This window comes from Ruegeria sp. BI12 (assembly GCF_056537985.1).
The window spans coordinates 138,137-161,685 of sequence record NZ_JBQFSL010000004.1 but is presented as its reverse complement, the minus strand read 5'-3'; the positions used below and the strand labels follow the sequence as shown (position 1 = coordinate 161,685).

The 23,549-nt window shown below is 56.4% G+C and carries 26 protein-coding genes; 16 read left to right on the top strand and 10 right to left on the bottom strand.

Annotated elements, in window-relative coordinates; all coding sequences use genetic code 11:
• The first annotated feature begins 82 nt into the window (after nucleotides 1-82).
• The 13 genes from trpS to ACR0AK_RS22015 all read left to right on the top strand — a co-directional run bounded on the left by trpS (nucleotide 83) and on the right by ACR0AK_RS22015 (nucleotide 11,634).
• Nucleotides 83-1,111 carry a tryptophan--tRNA ligase gene (gene trpS, locus ACR0AK_RS22075; protein WP_480794998.1) on the top strand — a complete coding sequence of 343 codons (1,029 nt, stop codon included), beginning with the start codon at nucleotides 83-85 and terminating at the stop codon, nucleotides 1,109-1,111.
• Between the two features lie 59 nt (nucleotides 1,112-1,170).
• Nucleotides 1,171-2,034, top strand: coding sequence for a branched-chain amino acid aminotransferase (locus tag ACR0AK_RS22070; RefSeq protein ID WP_170562856.1), 864 nt, complete (start codon nucleotides 1,171-1,173; stop codon nucleotides 2,032-2,034).
• A gap of 65 nt (nucleotides 2,035-2,099) precedes the next feature.
• Nucleotides 2,100-2,555 carry a universal stress protein gene (locus ACR0AK_RS22065; RefSeq protein WP_480794997.1) on the top strand — a complete coding sequence of 152 codons (456 nt, stop codon included), beginning with the start codon at nucleotides 2,100-2,102 and terminating at the stop codon, nucleotides 2,553-2,555.
• A 9-nt stretch (nucleotides 2,556-2,564) separates the two neighbouring features.
• Nucleotides 2,565-3,158: a DsbA family protein gene (locus ACR0AK_RS22060; RefSeq protein WP_480794996.1), complete on the top strand. Its 594-nt coding sequence runs from the start codon at nucleotides 2,565-2,567 to the stop codon at nucleotides 3,156-3,158.
• 69 nt (nucleotides 3,159-3,227) lie between these two features.
• Nucleotides 3,228-3,791, top strand: coding sequence for a NifU family protein (locus ACR0AK_RS22055; protein ID WP_480794995.1), 564 nt, complete (start codon nucleotides 3,228-3,230; stop codon nucleotides 3,789-3,791).
• Entirely contained in the window at nucleotides 3,781-4,365 is a 585-nt protein-coding gene (gene tsaB / locus ACR0AK_RS22050; RefSeq protein WP_480794994.1) for a tRNA (adenosine(37)-N6)-threonylcarbamoyltransferase complex dimerization subunit type 1 TsaB, read from the top strand. Before ACR0AK_RS22055 ends, tsaB begins: the two co-directional genes overlap by 11 nt.
• Nucleotides 4,365-4,778, top strand: a complete 414-nt coding sequence (locus ACR0AK_RS22045) for a GNAT family N-acetyltransferase (RefSeq protein ID WP_480794993.1) — start codon at nucleotides 4,365-4,367, stop codon at nucleotides 4,776-4,778. The genes tsaB and ACR0AK_RS22045 overlap by 1 nt, the downstream gene beginning before the upstream one ends.
• Before the next feature lie 159 nt (nucleotides 4,779-4,937).
• Nucleotides 4,938-5,936 (top strand): BMP family lipoprotein, encoded by a 999-nt coding sequence (locus tag ACR0AK_RS22040; protein ID WP_170562837.1) that lies wholly within the window; start codon nucleotides 4,938-4,940, stop codon nucleotides 5,934-5,936.
• 88 nt (nucleotides 5,937-6,024) lie between these two features.
• A complete protein-coding gene (locus ACR0AK_RS22035) occupies nucleotides 6,025-7,554 on the top strand; it encodes an ABC transporter ATP-binding protein (protein WP_480794992.1) in 1,530 nt (509 codons plus the stop codon).
• A gap of 1 nt (nucleotide 7,555) precedes the next feature.
• Nucleotides 7,556-8,650 carry an ABC transporter permease gene (locus ACR0AK_RS22030; RefSeq protein ID WP_480794991.1) on the top strand — a complete coding sequence of 365 codons (1,095 nt, stop codon included), beginning with the start codon at nucleotides 7,556-7,558 and terminating at the stop codon, nucleotides 8,648-8,650.
• Nucleotides 8,650-9,618 carry an ABC transporter permease gene (locus ACR0AK_RS22025; protein WP_170562827.1) on the top strand — a complete coding sequence of 323 codons (969 nt, stop codon included), beginning with the start codon at nucleotides 8,650-8,652 and terminating at the stop codon, nucleotides 9,616-9,618. Before ACR0AK_RS22030 ends, ACR0AK_RS22025 begins: the two co-directional genes overlap by 1 nt.
• 328 nt (nucleotides 9,619-9,946) lie before the next feature.
• Nucleotides 9,947-10,867: a sulfite exporter TauE/SafE family protein gene (locus tag ACR0AK_RS22020; RefSeq protein WP_170562824.1), complete on the top strand. Its 921-nt coding sequence runs from the start codon at nucleotides 9,947-9,949 to the stop codon at nucleotides 10,865-10,867.
• 2 nt (nucleotides 10,868-10,869) lie between these two features.
• Entirely contained in the window at nucleotides 10,870-11,634 is a 765-nt protein-coding gene (locus ACR0AK_RS22015; protein WP_480794990.1) for a TIGR02186 family protein, read from the top strand.
• A 7-nt stretch (nucleotides 11,635-11,641) separates the two neighbouring features.
• On the opposite strand, the gene ACR0AK_RS22010 is transcribed toward ACR0AK_RS22015, so the two are convergent.
• From ACR0AK_RS22010 to ACR0AK_RS21980, 7 genes are all read right to left on the bottom strand, one after another.
• A complete protein-coding gene (locus ACR0AK_RS22010; RefSeq protein WP_480794989.1) occupies nucleotides 11,642-12,370 on the bottom strand; it encodes an SDR family oxidoreductase in 729 nt (242 codons plus the stop codon).
• Entirely contained in the window at nucleotides 12,367-13,899 is a 1,533-nt protein-coding gene (locus tag ACR0AK_RS22005) for an ATP-dependent DNA helicase (RefSeq protein ID WP_480794988.1), read from the bottom strand. Before ACR0AK_RS22005 ends, ACR0AK_RS22010 begins: the two co-directional genes overlap by 4 nt.
• A gap of 60 nt (nucleotides 13,900-13,959) precedes the next feature.
• Entirely contained in the window at nucleotides 13,960-14,598 is a 639-nt protein-coding gene (locus ACR0AK_RS22000) for an acyl-homoserine-lactone synthase (protein ID WP_480794987.1), read from the bottom strand.
• A gap of 84 nt (nucleotides 14,599-14,682) precedes the next feature.
• Nucleotides 14,683-15,402: a helix-turn-helix transcriptional regulator gene (locus tag ACR0AK_RS21995; RefSeq protein WP_480794986.1), complete on the bottom strand. Its 720-nt coding sequence runs from the start codon at nucleotides 15,400-15,402 to the stop codon at nucleotides 14,683-14,685.
• Nucleotides 15,341-15,559, bottom strand: a complete 219-nt coding sequence (locus tag ACR0AK_RS21990; RefSeq protein WP_480794985.1) for a hypothetical protein — start codon at nucleotides 15,557-15,559, stop codon at nucleotides 15,341-15,343. Before ACR0AK_RS21990 ends, ACR0AK_RS21995 begins: the two co-directional genes overlap by 62 nt.
• A gap of 206 nt (nucleotides 15,560-15,765) precedes the next feature.
• Entirely contained in the window at nucleotides 15,766-17,052 is a 1,287-nt protein-coding gene (gene ccrA, locus ACR0AK_RS21985) for a crotonyl-CoA carboxylase/reductase (protein WP_170562807.1), read from the bottom strand.
• A 136-nt stretch (nucleotides 17,053-17,188) separates the two neighbouring features.
• Entirely contained in the window at nucleotides 17,189-18,553 is a 1,365-nt protein-coding gene (locus tag ACR0AK_RS21980; protein WP_480794984.1) for a 1-acyl-sn-glycerol-3-phosphate acyltransferase, read from the bottom strand.
• Nucleotides 18,554-18,696: 143 nt separating this feature from the next.
• Here ACR0AK_RS21980 and ACR0AK_RS21975 point away from each other — a divergent pair, with 143 nt between their 5' ends.
• From ACR0AK_RS21975 to deoD, 3 genes are all read left to right on the top strand, one after another.
• On the top strand, nucleotides 18,697-20,664 hold the full coding sequence (locus ACR0AK_RS21975; protein ID WP_480794983.1) for a methylmalonyl-CoA mutase family protein: 1,968 nt from the start codon (nucleotides 18,697-18,699) through the stop codon (nucleotides 20,662-20,664).
• Between the two features lie 148 nt (nucleotides 20,665-20,812).
• Complete coding sequence (locus tag ACR0AK_RS21970) at nucleotides 20,813-21,103, top strand: H-NS histone family protein (protein ID WP_254453078.1); 291 nt, start codon at nucleotides 20,813-20,815, stop codon at nucleotides 21,101-21,103.
• 24 nt (nucleotides 21,104-21,127) lie between these two features.
• Nucleotides 21,128-21,838: a purine-nucleoside phosphorylase gene (gene deoD / locus ACR0AK_RS21965; RefSeq protein ID WP_480794982.1), complete on the top strand. Its 711-nt coding sequence runs from the start codon at nucleotides 21,128-21,130 to the stop codon at nucleotides 21,836-21,838.
• Between the two features lie 280 nt (nucleotides 21,839-22,118).
• Here deoD and ACR0AK_RS21960 read toward each other — a convergent pair whose 3' ends face one another.
• The 3 genes from ACR0AK_RS21960 to ACR0AK_RS21950 form a co-directional block, all read right to left on the bottom strand.
• Nucleotides 22,119-22,250: a hypothetical protein gene (locus ACR0AK_RS21960; protein ID WP_480794981.1), complete on the bottom strand. Its 132-nt coding sequence runs from the start codon at nucleotides 22,248-22,250 to the stop codon at nucleotides 22,119-22,121.
• 151 nt (nucleotides 22,251-22,401) lie between these two features.
• Nucleotides 22,402-22,650, bottom strand: a complete 249-nt coding sequence (locus ACR0AK_RS21955; RefSeq protein ID WP_480794980.1) for a hypothetical protein — start codon at nucleotides 22,648-22,650, stop codon at nucleotides 22,402-22,404.
• Between the two features lie 87 nt (nucleotides 22,651-22,737).
• Nucleotides 22,738-23,517, bottom strand: coding sequence for a succinate dehydrogenase iron-sulfur subunit (locus ACR0AK_RS21950; RefSeq protein ID WP_480794979.1), 780 nt, complete (start codon nucleotides 23,515-23,517; stop codon nucleotides 22,738-22,740).
• Between the last annotated feature and the right edge of the window lie 32 nt (nucleotides 23,518-23,549).

Below are 23,549 nucleotides of genomic sequence, written 5' to 3'. Positions count from 1 at the left end.
CTGGCCTTTCGCGGCTGTTGACGTCCCTTGACCTCATGGGTAAGCGACGGGGGCTGATTTTTCCAGACGGGAGTTCCCTTCGATGACCGAAACCAAGTTCACGCCGCGCGTGTTTTCCGGCATCCAGCCTTCGGGAAACCTGCACCTTGGCAACTACCTGGGTGCGCTCAAGCGTTTTGTGGATATGCAGGGCGAAGATTACGAGACCATTTACTGCATGGTCGACCTGCACGCGATCACCGTCTGGCAAGACCCTGCCCGTCTGCGCGAAAAGACCCGCGAAGTCTGCGCCGGCTTCATTGCTGCTGGTCTGGACCCGGAAAAGTCTATTCTGTTCAACCAGAGCCAAGTGGCAGAGCACACACAATTGGCATGGATCTTCAACTGTATCGCTCGCATGGGCTGGATGCAGCGTATGACACAGTTCAAGGACAAAGCGGGCAAGAACGCGCAGAATGCATCGTTGGGTTTGTTTGCCTATCCAGCGCTGATGGCAGCGGACATCCTGACCTATCACGCGACGCATGTGCCAGTGGGCGAGGACCAGAAACAGCATCTGGAACTGACCCGCGACATCGCGATCAAGTTCAACCATGATTACGGCGTCGATTTCTTCCCCGTGACCGAACCGGTCATCGGCGGCCCCGCGCCGCGTGTGATGAACCTGCGCGACGGCTCTCGTAAAATGTCATCTTCGGACCCGTCCGACATGACCCGGATCAATATGACTGACGATGCCGACGCGATCGCCAAGAAAATCCGCAAGGCCAAGACGGACCCGGATGCGCTGCCATCGGAAACCGATGGCCTGTCCGAACGTCCCGAGGCGCGCAATCTGGTCAACATCTATGCTGCGCTCAGCGATCAGACCGCGGAACAGGTTTTGGCTGAGGTTGGCGGCAAGCAGTTTGGCGAGTTCAAACCAATGCTGGCCGAATTGGCGGTAGCCAAACTGGCTCCGATCTCGACAGAAATGGGACGCCTGATGGGCGAAGAGGCCGAAATTGATCGGATTCTAGCCCTCGGTGCGGACAAGGCACGGGCAATTGCGGCCCCGATCCTGCAACAGACCTACGAAATCGTGGGCATGGTTGGCGCCAAACAAGGCTGATTGCGCTGGACCTTCCTGTGACGCCTTCCTAGGTTGCCCCAAGGGCAAAGGAGGGCGTCATGGCAGTCGGCAAGAATATCCGCACCTATTTTGATGGTCAGTGGCATAACGGGGACGCCCCGATTATGCGCGCGGCAGATCATGGCGCATGGCTAGGGTCTTCGGTCTTTGATGGTGCGCGCTACTTTGACGGGCTAGCCCCGGATCTGGCTGCTCATTGCGAACGAGTCAACCGTTCCGCAGAGGCGCTGCTGCTGACGCCGACCGTCACGACCGCACAGATGGTCGAGATCGTCCGGGAAGGGTTGGAAAGCTATGCCAAAGGGGCTGCGGTCTATATCCGGCCCATGTATTGGGGGATCGACGGCGACGCCACGGCCATCGTGCCTCAGCAGAACAGCACGGGCTTTGCCATTTGTCTGGAAGAAATACCGATGGCGGCGGAAACAGCCTCGGTCACCCTATCCACCACGCGGTTCCGACGTCCGGTTCTGGAATCAGCCGTCGTGAATGCCAAGGCCGGGTGCCTGTACCCCAATAACGCCCGCATGCTGCAGGAAGCCCGGTCCAAAGGATTCTCGAATGCATTGGTGGCGGACGCTTTGGGTCACGTGGCAGAGACCGCTACTGCAAACATCTTCATGGTCCGCGATGGCGAGGTTTTCACGCCCACCCCAAATGGAACTTTCCTGGCAGGAATCACCCGCGCGCGGCATATCAAAAACCTGCGCGCCGACGGCGTGACAGTCCACGAATCTGTCCTCAGCTTTGAAGATTTTCACAAGGCGGACGAAGTGTTTATGACCGGCAACATGAACAAATTAACGCCGGTCACCGCATTGGAAGATACACAATATCAGGTTGGACCAATTGCGCGCCGCGCGCGCGAGCTCTACTGGGACTGGGCAGCAAGCAAGCGGTAGGGACTCACCGTGTTGCCAGCCCGCATCTGGTCGGGCATGATCCCCCTAAATACACGAGGACAACCATGCGTAAGTTTCTAGTCATTCTGGATGACAGCCGCGAATGCCTGAACGCTATGCGTTTCGCGGCAATGCGTGCCGCCCATACCGGCGGCGGTGTCACGATCCTGTCCGTGATCCCACCGGATGAGTTCAACCACTGGATCGGTGTCGCCGAAACCATGCGCGAAGAGGCACGTGAACGGATTCACGCGCACTACGAAGTGTTCGCGAAATGGATGCGCGACAAACAAGGGATCGACCCCGAGTTGTCCATTCGCGAAGGCGATCCGGTCCCTCAGATTATCGAACATGTCCAGTCTGACCCGGAAATCGGGGTTCTGGTACTAGGTGCCGGCATTGAAAAGAAGGGGCCCGGGCCCCTGGTGACGCAGTTGACCAAAAATTCGGGCAGTTTGCCAATTCCGATCACAATCGTGCCCGGCGACCTGAGCAAGGAAAAGCTGGAAGCCATCACCTGAGGCCACCTAATGCAGAACCGCATCCAGTTCTGGTTCGAATTCGCATCGACCTATTCCTACCTTAGCGCAATGCGAATCGAGCAGGCTGCGGCACAGCAAGACGTCTTTGTTGAGTGGCACCCCTTTCTACTGGGCCCCATTTTCGCAGCACAGGGTTGGGACAATTCTCCATTCAACCTCTACGCAGCCAAGGGACGCTATATGTGGCGTGATATGGAACGGTTGACGGCGCAGCGCGGCCTGCCCTTCCGACAGCCGGACCCGTTTCCGCAAAACGGCCTGAAAGCTGCGCGTCTTACGCTGGCGATTGAGGATCAGTACCAGAAGGGGCGTTTTGTCCGGGCGGTCTATGCAGCCGAATTTGCGCAAGGTCGAAATGTATCGGATGATGCAGTTCTGGTTGATTGCCTGAAGTCTACCGATTTGCCAGAAAGCTTTTTGGACAGAACCCAAGACCCCGAAATCAAGTCTGCGCTGATCGAACAGACCAAATCAGCTCAGTCCAAGGGGTTGTTTGGCGCGCCCAGCTTTGTGGTCGGTGATGAACTATATTGGGGTGACGACCGGTTGGATGATGCGATCCGGTTTGCCGCCAAAATTTAGAATGGTTCCAAATCTTGACTTATCCGGCCCGGACCCGCATATCAGAACCAACTGAAACGGAGCCGTGACATGTTCATCCAGACCGAATCCACGCCGAACCCTGCAACCTTGAAGTTTCTGCCCGGTCAAACCGTGCTGGAAGCTGGAACTGCGGATTTCCCATCGGCTGAAGCTGGCGAGAAATCACCACTGGCCAAACGGATTTTTTCGGTCGGCGGTGTGACCGGCGTGTTCCTCGGCAATGACTTCGTGACCGTCACCAAATCTGATGACGTCCAATGGGATCACATCAAGCCCGCGATCCTGGGTGCGGTGATGGAACATTACCAGTCCGGTCAACCGGTCATCGGTGCTGACGCTTCGGCTGCGTCGGGCCATGCAGAGCACACCGGCGAGGACGCCGAAGTCGTTAACCAAATCAAAGACTTGCTGGATAGCCGCGTCCGCCCGGCGGTTGCTCAGGACGGTGGTGATATCACGTTCCACGGGTTTGACCGCGGCGTTGTCTACCTGCACATGCAAGGCGCTTGCGCGGGCTGCCCGTCTTCGACCTTGACGCTGAAGATGGGTATCGAAAACCTGCTGCGCCACTACATCCCCGAAGTGACCGAGGTGCGCCCTGTTGCCGTCTGACTCGATCATTCTGGCATTTGACACATCGGCCGCGCATTGCGCGGCCGCTTTGTTGTGCGGGGACCAAATCGTCACATCGCGCATAGAAACCATGTCACGGGGTCAGGCCGAACGTCTGATGCCGTTGCTGGAAGAGATTCTGGCCGAAACCGGTTATGACTGGAAAGACCTGTCCGCGCTTGGTGTCGGTGTCGGACCGGGAAACTTTACAGGTATTCGAATCTCGGTTTCTGCCGCGCGTGGTTTGGCCTTGGGACTCGGAGTGCCTGCTGTAGGCGTTACGGGGTTTGACGCTTTGGCCGAAATGTCCAAAGACGCCCTGCCCGCCATCCGCGCTCCGCGTGATCAGGTTTACGTTGCGTTGCCGGACAAGGGTCCCGTGCTTATGCCTCAGACCGAGGCAGAATCACTTGGCCCCCTGCTCCTGAATGACGACCCGGATGCGCAAATCCGCGCAATTGCCCGGATCGCCGGGCAAAGGTGTCAGACGCATACGTCAAAGCCGGCCCCGCTCTATGTTCGGCCCGCGGATGCGGCACCTTCAAAAGACTCCCCCCCGGTTTTGCTGGACTGATGACCCCAGAAATCCTTGCCAAAACACACGCGGCGGCATTTACCCAATCACGTGCGTGGGCTGCGGTCGAATTCGAAGACCTGTTAAGCAACCGGTTCATCCATGCCGTTGGAAATGCTAAATCTTTCGCGTTATTCCAGGTGATCGGTGATGAGGCCGAATTGCTGACGATCGCCACTCATCCAAACTTTCAGCGGCAGGGCCTGGCCCGAGCGTGCATGCAAGAGTGGCATTCCAAAGCAAAATTTTTGGGCGCAACACGCGCTTTCCTGGACGTTGCTGCGGATAACTTGCCAGCGATCACGTTGTATGAAAACAGCGGCTATCGTGCCTGTGGTTTGCGCAAGGCCTATTATCTGCGCGAAAACAATCAGAAAATCGACGCCATCGTGATGGAAATCGCGCTGGATTAACTGCCTTCGGTCAATTTTTTAGACCATTTGGTCAAAAATCTGTTGACCACGGCGGTTGCAAACGGCCTTAATTCCCGCCATCACAACAGTTATGCTCGCTCACAGTGGGTGAACGGGGCTATCTTTGCCTCGATCGATAATAACAAACGGGAGTAAGAAATGACCCTGATGAAATCCTTGATGGGTGCCACCGCCGCGGTCGCACTTACGGCTGGCGCCGCGCTTGCAGATCCTGCCCTGATCTTTGATCTTGGTGGCAAGTTCGACAAATCGTTCAACGAAGCCGCCCATAACGGCGCGTCGCGTTGGGCAGAAGAAACAGGCGGCAGCTACAACGAGATCGAGATCCAGTCCGAAGCACAGCGCGAGCAAGCTCTGCGCCGTTTCGCTGAATCCGGTTCGAACCCGATCATTACGATGGGTTTCGGTATGGCTGATCCGCTTTCGGCCGTCGCCGCCGACTATCCCGACACCAAATTTGTTGCGGTTGACGTCAACTGGCTGGACATCCCCAACATCCGTCAGATCGGTTTTGCCGAACATGAAGGGTCATATCTGGTTGGCATGATGGCCGCGATGGCATCGGAATCCGGTACCGTGGGCTTTATCGGCGGTATGGATATCCCGCTGATCCGCCACTTTGGCTGTGGTTACGCACAGGGTGCCAAGGCCGTGAACCCTGACATCAACGTTGTTGCCAATATGACCGGAACTACTCCGGCGGCGTGGAACGACCCGGTTAAAGGGTCCGAACTGACCAAAGCACAGATCAGCCAGGGCGCTGATGTGATCTATGCGGCCGCAGGCGGCACCGGTGTTGGTGTTCTGCAAACCGCAGCAGACGAAGGCATCCTGTCGATCGGCGTGGACAGCAACCAGAACCACCTGCACCCCGGTAAGGTTCTGACCTCGATGCTCAAGCGTGTTGATGTCGCCGTTTATGACGCGATGAAAGCAGGTGAAGGTCTGGAAACCGGCGTGTTCCAGATGGGTCTGGCCGAAGAAGGTGTTGGCGTCGCGATGGATGAAAACAACGCACCTCTGGTCTCGGACGAGATGAAGGGCGCCGTCGACAAGGCACGTCAGGACATTATCGACGGTAATGTCTCGGTCGTCAGCTACTATGAGAACGACAGCTGCCCCGCACTGCAGTTCTAATATCGCGCGAGGCGGGGGTACAACCTCCGCCTTGCCCCTAACTCTGCCGCGAATGACACCGCGGCCTTTCGGCAATTGAGGACAAGACATGACCGTCCCCGCCATTGAGCTCAAAGGGATATCCAAAGCCTTTGGGCCGGTTCAGGCCAACAAAGACATTTCCATCAGCGTCGCCCCCGGTACGATCCATGGGATCATCGGTGAAAACGGTGCGGGCAAATCCACGTTGATGAGCATTCTCTACGGCTTTTACAAAGCCGATAAAGGTGAAATTTGGATCAACGGAAACAAGACCGAAATCCCTGACAGCCAGGCGGCCATTGCTGCCGGGATCGGGATGGTTTTTCAGCATTTCAAACTGGTTGAAAATTTCACCGTTCTTGAAAATATCGTGCTTGGTGCCGAAGATGGCGGGCTTCTGGCCCCGTCCTTGTCCAAAGCCCGTAAGGAACTGAAAGCGCTGGAGGAAGAATACGAGCTGTTCGTTGATCCCGACAAGCGCATCGACGAGATTGGCGTCGGTATGCAGCAACGGGTCGAAATCCTGAAGGCGCTGTATCGCAAAGCCGAGATTTTGATTCTGGACGAACCGACCGGGGTATTGACTCCGGCCGAAGCTGACCAGCTGTTCCGCATTCTTGACCGGCTTCGGGCCGAAGGGAAAACGATCATCGTGATCACGCACAAGCTGCGCGAAATCATGGAAAACACCGATACGGTTTCGGTGATGCGGCGCGGCCAGATGACGGCTACGGTGAAAACAGCTGAAACCAGCCCCGAAGAACTGGCCGAGCTGATGGTAGGCCGCAAAGTTCTTTTGCAGGTCGACAAAGTGCCCGCAAAACCCGGCAAGCCTGTATTGGAAATTGAAAAACTGAGTGTTTTCGATTCGGCCGGAGTCGAACGGGTCAAAGGTATCGATCTAACTGTTCGGGCCGGGGAAATCGTCGGCATCGCCGGCGTGGCCGGCAACGGGCAATCGGAACTTCTGGAAGTTTTGGGCGGTATGCGCCCGGGCCAGGGTTCAATCAAACTGAATGGCAGCCCGCTCGCGCTCAGCGGTCCGGGATCGGACGGTCAGGCGCGTCGGGCCCAACATATCGCGCATGTGCCCGAAGACCGTCAGCGCGAAGGCCTTGTAATGGACTTTCACGCTTGGGAGAACGTCGCCTTCGGCTATCATCGTGATCCCGCCTATCAAAGCGGGATTTTCATGAACAATGCCGCCCTGCGCGCGGATACCGAGCGCAAGATCGAGAAATTCGACGTTCGGCCACCTGATGCGTGGCTTGCGGCCAAAAGCTTCTCGGGCGGGAACCAACAAAAGATTGTTGTCGCGCGCGAGATTGAACGAAACCCGGATCTACTATTGGTCGGACAACCCACCCGAGGCGTCGATATCGGCGCGATCGAGTTCATTCACAAACAGATCGTCGCGTTGCGCGATCAAGGCAAAGCGATCCTGCTGGTGTCGGTCGAGTTGGAAGAAATCTTCTCACTGTCGGACCGCATTGCAGTGATGTTTGACGGACATGTCATGGGCGAACGACTGCCCCATGAAACTGATGAAAAAGAACTTGGCCTATTGATGGCCGGTGTTGCGGGGGAGGCCGCGTAACATGGAAAAGATGCCCAAATGGGCCGATGTAGTACTGATCCCGCTGATCAGTCTGGTATTGGCCGCAATCCTGTCCGCTCTGGTCATTCTTGCGATTGGGGAAAACCCGATCGAAGCAGTTAAGCTAATGGTGACCGGCGCGCTCGGGTCGACCTATGGATGGGGCTATACGCTGTATTACGCCACCAACTTCATGTTCACCGGGTTGGCCGTGGCCGTCGCCTTCCATGCCCGGCTTTTCAACATTGGGGGCGAAGGGCAGGCCATGCTGGGTGGGCTTGGCGTCGCTCTGGTATGCCTCTACATCCCATGGCCGCATTGGAGCGTTGCTCTGTTGGCGGCTTGCGCAGGTTCGATGCTGTTTGGCGCAGCATGGGCCGCCATTCCGGCCTACCTTCAGGCCAAGCGTGGCAGCCACATCGTGATCACAACGATCATGTTCAACTTTATTGCGGCAGCATTCCTGAATTACGTGCTGGTCAATCTTATGCGGCCACCGGGCGCACAAGACCCGTCCTCGGCGCGTTTCCCCGAGGCTGTGCACCTGCCGACATTTCAGTCGATGTTCTCAAGCGCCGACAACGTGGTGTTCAAGGGGACACCGGTTAACATTACGTTCTTCATTGCGGTTTTGGCTTGTTTTGTTGTCTGGGCGCTGATCTGGCGGACAAGATTGGGCTATGAAATCCGATCATACGGCAAAACCGAAACCGGCGCTGTCTATGCAGGCATTTCACCGGTGCGGATCACGATCATTGCAATGCTGATTTCAGGCGCACTGGCGGGGCTGATGGCGATCAACAACGTGATGGGTGAGGCAGAGCGCTTGGTCTTGAATGCGACCGAAGGCGCGGGTTTCATCGGCATCGCCGTGGCCCTCATGGGCCGGTCGCACCCGTTCGGTGTGTTTCTTGCGGCGATCCTGTTCGGGTTCCTCTATCAGGGTGGTGCGGAGTTGGCCTTCTGGACGTCGATCCCTCGCGAACTGATCGTTGTCATTCAGGCACTGGTGATCCTGTTCACCGGGGCGCTGGACAACATGGTCCGGATGCCGCTTGAAAAGCTGTTCCTGAGCCTGCGGAAGGGAGCGCAGTGATGGAGTTCTTTATAACACTCATCCAGGTCCTGGACTCGAGCATCCGTTTGGCCACACCGCTATTGCTGGCCTGCCTGGCTGGCCTTTATTCTGAACGCGCGGGCATTTTCGACATCGGTCTGGAAGGCAAGATGCTGATGGCCGCCTTCTTTTCAGCGGCGGTCGCGGCCGTAACCGGATCGGTCTGGCTGGGTCTGCTGGCAGGGGTTGCCTCTTCTCTTGTTCTTTCAGGACTTCATGGATTGGCCTCGATCACCTTCCGGGGCAACCAGTTGATATCCGGGGTCGCGATCAACTTTCTTGCGGCAGGTATGACGGTCCTTGTTGCACAAAGCTGGTTCGAACAGGGTGGGCGCACGCCCTCACTGTTTGGCGGCGGTCGCTTCACACCGATCAACTTCCCTTTTGCCGAGTCGCTGAGCGGAGTGCCGATCATCGGACCGATCTATTCCGAGCTACTCTCGGGCCATTCGATCCTGGTCTATGTCGCGTTCCTGATGGTGCCGGCGACCTGGTGGGTTCTGTACCGCACCCGGTTCGGGTTGCGCCTGCGCGCCGTGGGTGAAAACCCGGCTGCCGTGGACACAGCTGGTGTCTCGGTCGTTGGCTTGCGCTACGCTGCTGTTGCCATCTGCGGTGTGCTGTGCGGCATTGCCGGGGCGTATCTGGCTACTGCCTTGCAGGCCGGGTTCGTCAAGGACATGACCGCGGGCCGTGGGTTCATCGCACTGGCTGCGCTGATCTTTGCAAAATGGCGGCCCTGGCATGCAATGGGCGCGTGCCTGTTGTTCGGGCTGCTGCAAGCCATTGCCTTGCGGTTCCAGAACATTGATCTGGGCGGTGTGGTTATCCCTGTGCAGGCGATGGATGCCCTGCCCTACGTCCTCACCGTGGTCATTCTGGCTGGCTTTGTCGGCAAGGCGGTCCCGCCCCGCGCCGGCGGCGAACCCTATGTGAAAGAGCGCTGATAAGTCCAGTTTCGGACTCAGTTCAGTCCTGTTCGCTGCAGAGCGGCATGCAGAGTTGATTTTGCATGCCGCAACCGTTCTAAAGGGGTATGCAGGTGTCTCCAAACATACCCCGCGACTCGGAAGCGGTCCGGATCGTGAATTTGGAAACGCTTGCAAACCTCAATACTGGGGAAAATCAGATCACCAGCCTTATCAGGCAGCTGGCATGACGCCCAGCGAACCGACATTCGCCATGTGGTCACGGGGCATTGCCGCCGCGCGCTGCATTAAACCTATACCACTTTGCCTTGAGGCGACCGCGGTCACCCTCTTCCAGTAGCTCGATATGCAAATTTACCTTCCTATCGCCGAAGTCTCTGTCAACGCCTTCCTTCTATTGGGACTTGGAGGGATGGTCGGCATTCTTTCGGGCATGTTCGGTGTTGGCGGTGGTTTCCTGATGACACCCCTTCTGTTCTTTATCGGCATTCCGCCAGCCGTTGCGGTTGCAACAGAAGCCAATCAGATTGTCGCGTCTTCATTCTCGGGCGTATTGGCACATTTTCGACGAAAGACGGTGGACCTGAAAATGGGGACCGTCCTTTTGATAGGAGGCTTAACTGGGGCTGCGGTCGGGGTGGTGATCTTCAACTATCTCAAAAGCCTCGGGCAAGTCGATCTGTTGGTCACACTTTGCTACGTCGTGTTTCTTGGCGTCGTGGGCGGCCTGATGTTTATCGAGAGCCTGAATGCGCTCCGTAAATCCAAGAAAGGCGTGTCCGCACCGCCCAAGCGCCGTCAGCGCGGCTGGGTGCATGCGATGCCGTTCAAAATGCGGTTTCGGACCTCGGGCCTTTATATCTCGGTCATTCCGCCTGCGCTTGTTGGCCTGTTCGTAGGAATCCTGTCTGCCATTATGGGCGTTGGCGGCGGGTTCATCATGGTTCCTGCGATGATCTACCTTTTGGGGATGCCAACAAAGGTCGTGGTCGGGACATCCCTGTTCCAGATCATTTTTGTCACCGCCTTTACGACCATGTTGCATGCAACGACCAACTTCACAGTGGATGTCGTACTGGCCGTTCTGCTTCTGGTCGGCGGCGTCATCGGCGCACAAATCGGAACGGTCATCGGCGCTCGTATGCCCGCGGAACAATTGCGGGTGTTGCTTGCAGCCCTTGTTCTTGCGGTCTGCGGGAAGCTGGCTTTGGATCTGCTGATTGAACCATCCGAGCTGTACTCGCTTGGCACCGGCGGAGGGCACTGATCATGCTGAAACGCCTGCTTTTTGCGCTTGCGCTGTGCGCCAGCCCCGCACTGGCCGTTGATGAACAAGTTGTTCTGGGCCTGAGCCAGGACCGTGTGGCAATCACCGCCAATTTCGATGGCTCTGAGATCCTTGTCTTTGGCGCAGTCAAACGTGAGGCCCCTATTCCACCGGGGCCACCGCTGGAAGTGATTGTCGCTGTGTCCGGCCCATCCGGCCCTGTCACCGTTCGCCGTAAAGCGCGCAAGCTTGGAATCTGGGTCAATACTGACAGTGTTCTGGTAGACGAAGCCCCCAGCTTCTATGCCGTTGCGACCAGTGCACCCTTGGATGAGATCCTGTCAGACACCGAAGACCTGAGATACAGCGTGTCAATCGAACGTGCCATTCGGTCCGTTGGTGCGGCAATGAACATTCGCGGCGCCCAGGAATTTGCAGACGCCGTTATTCGTATCCGCGAGGACGAAGGGCTGTACTCCATTCGCGAGGACACCGTCGCCGTTGATGAACAGACACTGTTCCGTACGTCAATCGAGATGCCTGCGGACCTGACCGAAGGCGACTACGTAGCGCGCATCTACCTGACCCGCGGCGGTGCGGTTGTTTCACAGTTTGAGACCACCATCGACGTGCGCAAGGTGGGGTTGGAGCGGTTCCTGTACAACATGTCCCGCCAACAACCGGTCTGGTACGGCTTGATGTCACTGGTCATTGCTATTGCTGCAGGTTGGGGAGCTTCAACCGCGTTCCGCCTGTTGCGCGAGTAACTGTCCGCTACCCACGTCCGATGTAGGGCATCGTCGTGGCCATCACAGTCATGAACTGAACGTTCGCCTCAAGCGGCAGGTTCGCCATGTGAAGAACGGACCGAGCCGCGTCTTCGACGGCCATTGTTGGGTCGGGCTGCTTCCCGTCTGCAATGGCCGCCTCGACCAGCCCCTGCACCATTTGTGTTCGCGCATTGCCGATATCGATCTGACCACAAGCGATATTGAATGCTCGCCCGTCAAGAGACAGGCTGCGCGTCAGGCCCGTAATGGCGTGTTTCGTCGCGGAGTAATGCACCGAGTTTGGGCGGGGCACGTGCGCTGCAATAGAGCCGTTATTGATAATACGCCCACCTTGCGGAGACTGGTGTCGCATGATCCGAAAGGCTTCGCGTGCGCATAGGAACATACCGTTCAGGTTGACGTTGACGCTTTGGTACCAGTCGTCCAAGGCAATTTCGTCAATCGTTCCCCCCGGCGCGAAAATTCCCGCGTTGTTGAACAGAACATCCAAATGGCCGGCCTTGTCCTTAAAGGTAACGAAAGCGGCCTCGACTGCTTGTGCATCGGTGACATCCGCAACCAACGGAACCGCATTGGCATAGTCCCCGGCCATTTGATTCAGGGTGCCCGCACTGCGCGCCAAAAGGCCAACTGTCCATCCTTGTGTCAGAAATAATTCAGCCGTGGCCCGCCCGATGCCCGAGCTTGCGCCGGTAACGATAATGGATGTCATGTCTCTTCCGCCTCCAACGTCAGCGATGCCGCAGGAACCGCGCGCAGGTCGTCCACTCGCAACGGATAAGTCGGCTTGGCCAGCCGATTACGTACGACCCAGATCAGCCTCTCCTGCGCGCGTGTGATGGCTACATAAGCCAATCGTTTCCACAGCGGCTGTCCCGCCTCAGTGCGACCCATACGGGCAGCGGCATAAATATCCGGAGCGAATACCTGAACGGTGTCCCACTGTGATCCTTGCGCCTTGTGAATGGTGACTGCTGCACCGTGCAAAAAGGTGGCGCCCATGCGCGCGGCAAAGGGAATGAACGGTTCTTCCTCGTCCGGTTTCTCGATCTTGACGATCGATGCGGCACTGACCTGCGGGTCTTCTGCCCCCATCACGTGCAACCTAGAAAACCCCGGTTTGCGCCCAGGCCCCAGATAGATGACTTGCGCGCCTTTGATCAGGCCACGCGCCTCAAGATCAAGGCGTTTCTTGCGATGTTTCAAAGGCAGTTCGATACCGTCGCAGATAAGCGGTTCGCCTTCCAAAAGCTCGGTGTCCGGCGCACCATGAACATTTCGGAAAGCCTGAATAAGCCGAATGCGCGTTGCGTTGCGCCAAACCAAAACAGGGCTGCGGGCCATCAAATCAACTTCGACCCGCTGGCCCCACACAACACGATCGTCGCGCTGCGCGGTTTGTTCAATCATGCGTTCAAAATCTTCAAACCCCATTTGCGGGTCAGCCAGCGCATGAGCGAGGTCAAGAATGGGATTGTCCGCCTCTTGCCTGTGAACCCGGTGAAGAACTTGTTTGCGCGGCTCTGGCAGCGCTTCAAACACCATGCTGCCCGACTGATTAACCGGAGCAAGCTGCGCCGGGTCACCGAACAACAACAAAGTCGGGAAGATCTCCTGCAAGTCTTCGAACTGACGGTCATCCAGCATCGAAGCTTCGTCCACAAACCCGATATCCAATGGTTCATCCCGGCGTTTCCAGCCAGTAATGAAATCCGAGCCCCGCAACCCTGCAGTAGCCAATGCTCCGGGAATGGACTTGTTGTTTTCATAAAATGCTGCCGCGCGATCCAGGGCTTCGTCTGTCAGACCTTCGATCTCGGGGCGTTCGTCATTGCCAGCCAACCATTCAGCAATGCGCTCGTATTCAGGGTCGTAAACAGGTGTATAAAGAATACGGTGGATCGTGGTGGCCGGCACCCCACGCAGACGCAACACACTGGCAGCCTTGTTCGTCGGGGCAAGAATGGCCAAGCTGCGTTTTTCGCGGGCTTTGCGGCTTTCAAAATCGCCGGACACAATCTGAACGCCCGTCTCGGCAAGAGCCTTGTAAAGCTCGGCCAAAAGGAGGGTTTTCCCAGATCCCGCCTTGCCGATCACGGCCATCACTCCGGATTTGCCCGCCCCCGGAAGTTTCAGCAGCGCGTCATCATCAAGGTCAACGCCTGCCGATTTCAACATCTCAGAGATGTTGTCATAAGCGGCGGCCTGGTCGTCAGAGAAAGTCACGGGGGGTAAAGACATGGCGCGACCCTACAAGGCCGCGCCTGCTATCACCAGATGCGGATTTATGTTTTCGCCCCGTCACGCCGACATGGCAAACCGGTGCTGCCTTCCGACGCCAAAGGCGGTCTTGAACCACAGCCGCGACAGTTCGCGCGGAATGCCCGCGCGCTCGGCCACGCGGTTGCAGTCGTCGGCCGAATAAGGCCACAGCCCGACCGAGATTTGATCGCGCCCCTTGCCTTCCTCACCCAGCACGATCGGAGACGATCCGATGAGGCGATATATCCGAATCATGCGCGCATCAAAAACACCCGCAATGTGGGTTAGACCAAACCCCTCCATCATCTCGCCACCGCTAAGCATGATAGCCCCGGCGGTGTGCGGGCTGGCCGTGCGCGACAGGCAAAAGCGCGTCACCTCCCAAATCATAGGGCTGGAGATTGGTTCGCCACCTGTCAGGTGCCCAAACACCTCGTTCACCATGACCGGGCCAGTGGTTGGCAAAACGCGCATGGATCCGCCGTGGCTGCCATCCGGTTCTTCCCAAATGACGTAAATCGGGTTCAGATCATCGTACTGATCCCGTTCTTCCCCCTTGGCATTAACATGAACATCCCAACCCAGCCGGGTTTTGAACTGGTCGGCACGGTCCCGAAACATTCCCTCAGCCAATTTTGGATATTTGTGCAATTCGTCAGCATAAACATAGCGCAACATGACTCTTTTCCCCTTGTCGTCCTGTGCAGGAACAAAGGGGGTACAGAGTCGTGATTAATTTCCGGTTTTGAGGGCGCGCGCGCCTTAAACGACTATTAACCCTCGGCTCAGCGCCGTTGCGATGGCATGGGTTGTATTCTGCGCGCCCAGCTTGGCGCGGGCGCTTTCGATGTAGACCCTCAGTGTGTGTTCCGAGATCGACAAGGAATGAGCCACTTGTGCCCGGCTGTAGCCCAGGGCGAGCAAGGTCATGGCGTCCACTTCACGCGGCGACAACCCACGCGCAGAGTCGGGCTGGCGGTCACTTTCAAACTCCAGCGCCTTTCGGTTGAAGTAATGAGCGATCAGGATCAACTCACGCCCATGCGTTTCGATGAATTTCTGCCAGGTTTCATCATCACAGGTGTGGTTGACCGTAAACAAGGCGAACTGCCCATTCGGCCCACGGATCGGAATGGAATAGCCTTGATTGCCAACACCGTGCTCTAACGCGTCCTTCAGGAACGTCTTGGCAACCTTGCCCGACCAATCCAGCGTCTTCCAGTCCACCGGGTGAAACCGTTGGAAACAACCCAGAATGACCGGATCTATCCTGTGATAATTGCGCTCGCGATACCGTTCGGCCCAGACATCGGGATAGGTAGTATAGCCATATTGATCACCTGCCCCATCGACCCAATGATAAATCAGATTTTCGATCCGTAGCCTGTCCCGCAGGCGAACAGCGACATCGCCCAGCTCGTCAAGCGTACTGGTGTTTTCCAAGTCCTCCAGAACTTGGCTCATATCGAGTTTTGTTGCCATCCGCGGGTGCCTGAACCTCATTCTTTCTGGACGAGATTTCGGCTGCGGCGATCAGCTTGGTATCATCCAGCTGCTCGGCAAGCGCGGTCAAACCGTTTTCAACAGCAAAGGCGCTGAGGTCCGAAAGAACGTCCAGTATCCACTCATTTTGCGCCATCAGGGTCTCTCCGAAACGGTTAACGAAGGGTTAACACAACCATAGCATGAACAAGTTTTTTTAGCCTATTCACTGGTTTCTACTCCCCAAAAACAGCGGGGGAATTACGGTTAAGTCACTGAAAATAAATACATCATCCCCCAATAGGAAACACCCGCGAACCGGAAAACCGATTCGCGGGTGTTTTGAATTCGTCCAGTCGGGGTTTAGTCGCGCGCGGCCAAAACCTCTTCCAGAGTACGCATTCCGGTCTGTGGCGCCTGGACCAGTACCGACATGTTGCCCGGCTTATGCTCGTTGCGCATCATTTTCATATGCGCCTCAGGCAGATCAGCCCAGGTGAATACCTCGGACATGCACGGATCCAGTCGACGCTCGACCATCAGCTGGTTTGCTGCGGCCGCCTGTTTCAGGTGAGCAAAGTGCGAACCCTGCAGACGCTTCTGGTGCATCCACATGTAGCGCACGTCGAAGGTCAGGTTGTAGCCGGTGGTACCAGCGCAGATCACAACCATGCCGCCCTTCTTCACAACAAAGGTCGAAACCGGGAAGGTGCTTTCGCCGGGGTGCTCGAACACCATGTCGACGTTGTTGCCTTTTCCAGTGATGTCCCAAATCGCTTTGCCGAATTTGCGGGCCTCTTTGAACCACTCGGCATATTCCGGTGTGTTGACTGTGGGAAGCTGACCCCAGCAGTTGAAGTCCTTGCGGTTCAGAACGCCCTTGGCACCCAGACCCATCACAAAGTCACGCTTGCTTTCGTCCGAGATCACACCGATCGCGTTTGCGCCTGCAGTGTTGATCAACTGGATCGCATAGGAACCCAGACCACCCGACGCGCCCCAAACCAGAACGTTCTGGCCCGGCTTCAGGTCGTGTGGCTCATGACCGAACAGCATCCGGTAGGCAGTCGCCAGCGTCAGCGTGTAGCAAGCGCTTTCTTCCCAAGTCAGGTGCTTGGGCCGCGGCATCAGCTGCTGGGCCTGAACATTGGTGAACTGCGCGAACGAACCATCGGGGGTTTCATAGCCCCAAATCCGCTGGCTGTCCGAATACATCGGATCACCGCCGTTACAATGCTCGTCGTCGCCATCATCCTGGTTGCAGTGGATGACGACTTCATCACCGACCTTCCAGCGAGTAACCTTCGAACCAACAGCCCAAACGATGCCCGAAGCGTCCGAACCAGCAATATGATAGGGTGCCTTGTGGCCATCGAAAGGCGAGATTGGCTTACCCAGCGATGCCCAGACACCATTGTAGTTCACGCCAGCCGCCATCACCAGAACCAGCACTTCGTGGCTGTCCAGTTCGGGGACGTCCACGACTTCTTGAATCATCGCGGTGTCCGGCTCGCCGTGGCGTTCCTTGCGGATCGCCCATGCATACATTTTTTTAGGCACAAAACCCATCGGAGGGATTTCACCCATCTCATAGAGGTCTTTTTCCGGTGCCTCGTACGACGCGATGCCGCTGTCGGTGTCCAGAGCCATGTTGGCCTCCTTTGTTCAAAACCTTTGCCGCGATGCAGAATCGCGTGCATTAACCGATGGAATATTGGCCCTGAAGAAACAATGCAACCAAATTCAGCGCTGTTTTGTAATTTTATGACCCTGCGGTCGCAGAAATTTATTTCGCGATCGCAGCATTTCCCTCATCCGGCCCCATCGGAACCGAAGCCGCATAGTAATCTAGCAGATCAACCCTTTGACCTGAGGAGCATATCTTACCGTTACTTCGCTTGAGAATCCGGCGTTCGACCAATTGATCGATAGCAGCCTCAACCGAGATCCGGTTTTTTTGGTCGGCTATCCCATTGCGACGCATAAGCTCGACTATGACCTGAACGGCATCGGCCTCAGGCATCTCTTTATGCTTCTGTATCAACCAACAGGCAGCCGGAACGGGCACCAGAGGGATAGCAGCGCGCAGACGCGTCATTAGCTCGCGCGCCAAATCGGTCATGAGATCAGGCTGATGATCGGCCCGAAATGCTTGTAGGGAAACCGGCTGACCATACCGGACCGAGGCCAGCCCAAATCGTTTGTAACGCCCGATCACGCGTCGCCAGAGCTGTTTGAGGATCCACCTGGCGATTACTCCGATTCGCGCACGAAACCGCCGTTCATTCCCCAACGCGGCCCGCGTCAGAACCGTATCTTCGAGCACACGATCATAGTTCAGCGCCACCGGAACAAACACGACATCGCGCCCGCCTTCCGTGGTCCCGTCTATGATATACTTGAGCAAACCCAGCTTTGGACGACCCAAGGCGCCTGTCAAGCTTAGCCCACCCTCAGGAAACATGGCCTGAGTTACACCAGCCTCAGTCGCGTGGCGCACGTAACAGGCCAGCACTTGACGATAGAGATCGTTGCCAGACTTTCGTCGGATAAAGTACGCCCCCATCGCGCGGATCAGACGGCTTAGTGGCCAGACCCGAGCCCATTCACCTACCGCATAGGACAAGGCAGAATGTTGCGCTGCAAGGTAGGTGACAAGCACATAATCCATATTGCTGCGATGGTTCATGACGAAAACGACCGTGGCGTCGGGGTCAATATTCTCGACAGCATCCTCGTCCTGATAACTGAGCTGCACATGATAAAACGCATTGCTCAGCAATCGGGCGACACGGATCGCAAAACTGAAATAGGCAACGGCTGAAAACGAGGGCACTATCTCGCGCGCGTATCGCCGCGCCTGCTCAAACGCCACAGCTTCAGGAACACCGGTTTCGCGTGCACGGTCCTGAATGGCCTGACCAACCTGTGGGTCGTAGATCAGGCGCTGAATCATATCGTGACGGTGTGCCAGCTTGAACGGTTGGATCGGCCGTTTCAGACGAGTGTTCAAACGTTTCACGGCACGTTCAAGGCGACGTCTGAAAAACCACCGCACCGATGGGAACAGAAAATGCGACGCTAAAGTGACCGCGGCAAACACCAGGATCAGCAAAAACAGCCAAAGCGGAAGTTCCACGGTCTGAGTCATGCGCGCACCCTGCCACCAAACGCTGCGTCCTACAATCTGAAGAACCTAATATGCCGCGACGCAGCGAATTGACATATCCCGAAAATTGCGCTTTAGAAGCCAGGAACGTAATTTTGTTGCCCACCCAACTCACGAGGCCCGCTATGACGCAGACGCAGAAAGATCGCCCCTGGCTCATCCGAACCTATGCCGGTCATTCCACCGCCAAAGCGTCGAACGCCTTGTATCGCGGGAACCTGGCAAAAGGCCAGACGGGCCTGTCGGTGGCTTTCGATCTGCCGACCCAGACAGGGTATGACAGCGACCACACTCTGGCACGCGGCGAAGTGGGCAAGGTTGGCGTACCTGTCTGCCACCTGGGCGACATGCGTGTTTTGTTCGACCAGATTCCACTGGAACAGATGAACACCTCGATGACGATCAATGCGACGGCGCCTTGGCTGCTTGCGCTCTATATCGCTGTGGCCGAGGAACAAGGTGCCGATGTCTCGAAATTGCAGGGCACGGTACAAAACGACCTGATCAAGGAATACCTGAGCCGCGGAACCTATGTCTGCCCGCCCAAACCGTCGCTCAAGATGATCGCGGACGTGGCCGAGTATTGTTATGCCAACGTGCCGAAATGGAACCCGATGAACGTGTGTTCCTATCACCTGCAAGAAGCCGGCGCGACACCGGAACAAGAGCTGGCATATGCATTGGCCACCGCCATCGCCGTGTTGGACGAACTGCGCCCCCGCGTCCCCGCCGAGGACTTCCCGGCGCTTTGCGGGCGGATTTCTTTCTTTGTGAACGCAGGTATCCGCTTTGTCACTGAAATGTGCAAAATGCGTGCTTTCGTCGATCTTTGGGATGAAATCCTGCACGAACGCTACGGGGTAGAAAATCCGAAGTTCCGCCGATTCCGCTATGGCGTTCAGGTAAACTCGCTGGGCCTGACCGAGCAGCAGCCTGAAAACAACGTCTACCGAATCCTGATCGAGATGCTGGCCGTGACGTTGTCGAAAAAGGCCCGCGCCCGTGCGGTGCAATTGCCTGCATGGAACGAAGCATTGGGCCTGCCTCGTCCTTGGGATCAGCAATGGTCAATGCGGATGCAACAGATTTTGGCGTATGAGACCGACCTTCTGGAATACGGTGACCTCTTCGACGGCAACCCTGCCGTGGATGCGAAGGTTGAAGAGTTGAAAGAGGGCGCGCGCGCCGAACTGGCCAATTTGGATTCAATGGGAGGCGCGGTGGCGTCAATCGAATACATGAAGTCGCGGCTTGTCGATTCAAACGCCGAACGCCTGAACCGGATCGAACGGAATGAAACTGTCGTTGTCGGTGTGAACAAATGGATCGAAGGTGAACCGTCGCCCCTGCAAACCGAAGACGGCGGCATCATGGTCGTTGACCCGGCTGTCGAACAGGAACAGATCAACCGACTGAACGAGTGGCGCGCAGATCGCGACGATACGGCTGTCGCCGCGGCCCTGACCGCGCTACGTGAAGCGGCGCAAAACGGCAGCAACGTCATGGTGCCGTCAATTGCGGCTGCCAAAGCCGGTGTGACCACAGGTGAATGGGCCGAAGAGATGCGCAAGGTCTACGGCACGTATCGGGGTCCCACCGGCGTTTCGGGCTCGGTCTCGAACAAGACCGAGGGCCTGGAAGATCTGCGAGCGGCAGTGGATGCGGTCAGCGATAAGCTGGGCCGCCGCCTGAAATTCCTGGTCGGAAAGCCGGGTTTGGACGGACATTCGAACGGAGCGGAGCAGATTGCATTCCGCGCGCGAGATTGCGGTATGGATATCAGTTACGAAGGTATTCGCCTGACACCCGAGGAAATCGTGGCCGCCGCAGGCGAAGACGACGCGCATGTGATCGGTCTGTCAATCCTGTCCGGCAGCCATATTCCGCTTGTTCAGGACGTTATGAACCGGCTGCGCGAAGCCGGACTGGATCGTATTCCAGTAATTGTCGGCGGCATTATTCCCGATGACGATGCCGCAAAGCTCACCGCAATGGGTGTCGCAAAGATCTATACGCCCAAGAATTTTGAGCTGAACGCAATTATGGGCGATATCGTGACTCTGGTTGATCCACAAAACCTCGCGGCTGAGTGATCCCTATCAATTTCATCGGCCCTTAATCTATCCCCTGAATGAAAGGGGATAGATAATTCTTTACTTTGGAATTACGGTGTGCCTTCGGGGACAACGGTAATGACTAATTCCAGGGAGAGGGAAAATGTCGGGGGCAAATCTTGAAAAAATGTCGCGTAAAGAACTACTTGAATTGCGCGACAAGGTCGAAAAAGCGTTAATTGGCGCCGAAAAACGCGAACGGAAAGAGGCGTTAAAGGCTGCGGAAAAAGCCGCCGCAGAATTCGGATTCTCGTTGTCTGAATTGGCAAAAGACCATCCGTCGACCGGAAAAACCTCGAAAGCAAAATACAAAAACCCTGCAGATCCAAAACAGACATGGTCAGGACGCGGCCGAAAACCGCAATGGATTCATGACGCGCTGAAATCCGGGGCGGACATTTCGGATCTGGAAATTTAATATCTAATTGGAACGGACCCCAAAATGACAATTCATATTGGAGCCAAAGAAGGCGACATCGCAGAAACTGTTCTTTTGCCCGGCGATCCCTATCGTGCAAAATGGGCAGCCGAAACGTTTTTGGACGACGTGAAGCAAGTCAATGATGTGCGTGGAATGCTAGGCTTCACCGGAAGCTGGAAAGGGAATCCAGTTACCATTCAGGGCAGCGGCATGGGCATGCCGTCCTTGTCGATCTACGTCAACGAACTGATCCGGGACTATGGGGCCAAAACGCTGATCCGCATCGGCTCTTGCGGGGGAATGCAAGACAGCGTGAATGTCCGCGATGTGATCCTTGCGATGACATCAACCACACTCAGCACACCGTCACGCGGCATAATGAAAGAGCTGAACTTTGCACCATGTGCGGATTGGGGACTGTTGCAAGCGGCGGCTAAGGCGGCAGCGACCAAAGGCACTCCTACCCATGTCGGCGGCATCTATTCGTCGGATGTATTCTATGATGAACGTCCTGATCTTAACGAACAGATGGTCCGACACGGCATTCTCGGGGTCGAGATGGAAGCGGCCGAACTATACATTCTTGCCGCCCGCCACAAGTGCCGCGCCTTGACCGTTCTAACCGTTTCCGACCACTTGCTGACTGGCGAAGCTCTGTCCTCGGCTGATCGCGAACGCAGCTTCGGCGATATGGTTGAAATTGCCTTGCAGGCGGCATTCCCGGCGACTTAAACGCAGGAATTCTGGATAGGTTGCCGTCCTGATTGCGGTGTTATTGGACCTTCAAACACTGAGTGGGCGCGTCGCTGCCTTGCTGCTGCGCGCCACAGAATGCACACACCCACATGCCTTCCTTGCGGTGCTGCCGCCATCGGCAGTCCCGAGTCAAAGAGGAAGTGCGCGAGCGCCACAGGAAATAGGCAAACACTCCGCCTGCCAAAACAAGAAGCAAAATGGGCATGCCAATGCATCGCCTATTTTACCCCTTGGTCGCAAGTCTACAGTTGTTGGTTCAGGCCGCGTTTGCGCATTCGAACATGTCTGGCGTGCGGTCACTTTCGGGCTTTACAGGTGCGGGCGTGTAATATGACCACGCTTGTTCCAGTGCTTTCAAAGCCTCTGATCTGGTGTTCAGCTTTTCCATCTGAGTGATCCTGTTGTGTCTCGATCACTCCTCCCTGATTGGAAAGTAGGCGGAGATACTGGCGGATTCACCACATCTTTTTGCAGTCTCGGTATGTTCAGGACGCAATTTGGGGCGGCAGTACACCTGCCAGCCTTGAACTTAGTGCCCTTTAAGCTGCCATACAGGCATTCGCTTTGGCGGCCTGAGCCTCGCTTACGCCATCACCAGGAACAAACACTTCAGTTTGCTTGCCGCCCTGCAGTTCGTATTGCGTCGTAAATGAACCAGTGATCCCTGCCTGCCCGGCACAATCCACCTGCTTAAATACAGTATCCGCCCGATTGCTGCCTGATCCGCCACAGGCCGAAAGAGTTGCGATCACTGCAACGGACAGCGCCTTGAAAAGTGTTTGATTCATTAGTGTTCTCCGATACTTCAATATTTGCAAGAAACGAAAAACCCGGGAAGTTTCCATCCCGGGTTTCAATAAAATCTTCAACTGTGTTCAAACCGCGCGGTCGACCATCATCTTCTTGATTTCGGCAATCGCCTTGGCCGGGTTCAGACCTTTCGGGCAGGTCTTGGCGCAGTTCATAATCGTGTGGCAGCGATACAGCTTGAACGGATCTTCCAGCTCATCCAGACGCTCACCGGTGGCTTCGTCACGACTGTCGATGATCCAGCGATACGCATGCAACAAAGCGGCGGGGCCAAGATAGCGATCCCCGTTCCACCAATAGCTGGGGCACGAGGTTGAGCAGCTGGCGCACATCACGCATTCGTACAATCCATCCAGTTTCTTGCGATCCTCAATGGATTGCTTCCACTCTTTCGCGGGACGGTTTGTCTTGGTTTCCAGCCACGGCATGATGCTGGCATGCTGCGCGTAGAAATGCGTCAGGTCGGGGATCAGGTCTTTGACCACCGGCATATGCGGCAGCGGATATATCTTCACGTCGCCCTTGATTTCATCCATGCCGTAGATACAGGCCAGCGTGTTGATCCCGTCGATGTTCATCGCACAGGATCCGCAGATGCCTTCGCGGCAGGACCGGCGGAACGTCAACGTCGGGTCAATCTCGTTTTTGATCTTGATCAGCGCGTCCAGAACCATCGGGCCGCAGCTGTCCATGTCAACGAAATAAGTGTCAACGCGCGGGTTCTGTCCGTCATCCGGATTCCAGCGATAGATCTGAAACTTACGAACATTGGTCGCGCCTTCAGGCTTGGACCAAGTTTTGCCAGTGGTAATCCGAGAATTCTTGGGGAGGGTCAATTGTACCATCAGTCAAGTCCTTTGGCGTGCTGCTTAGACGA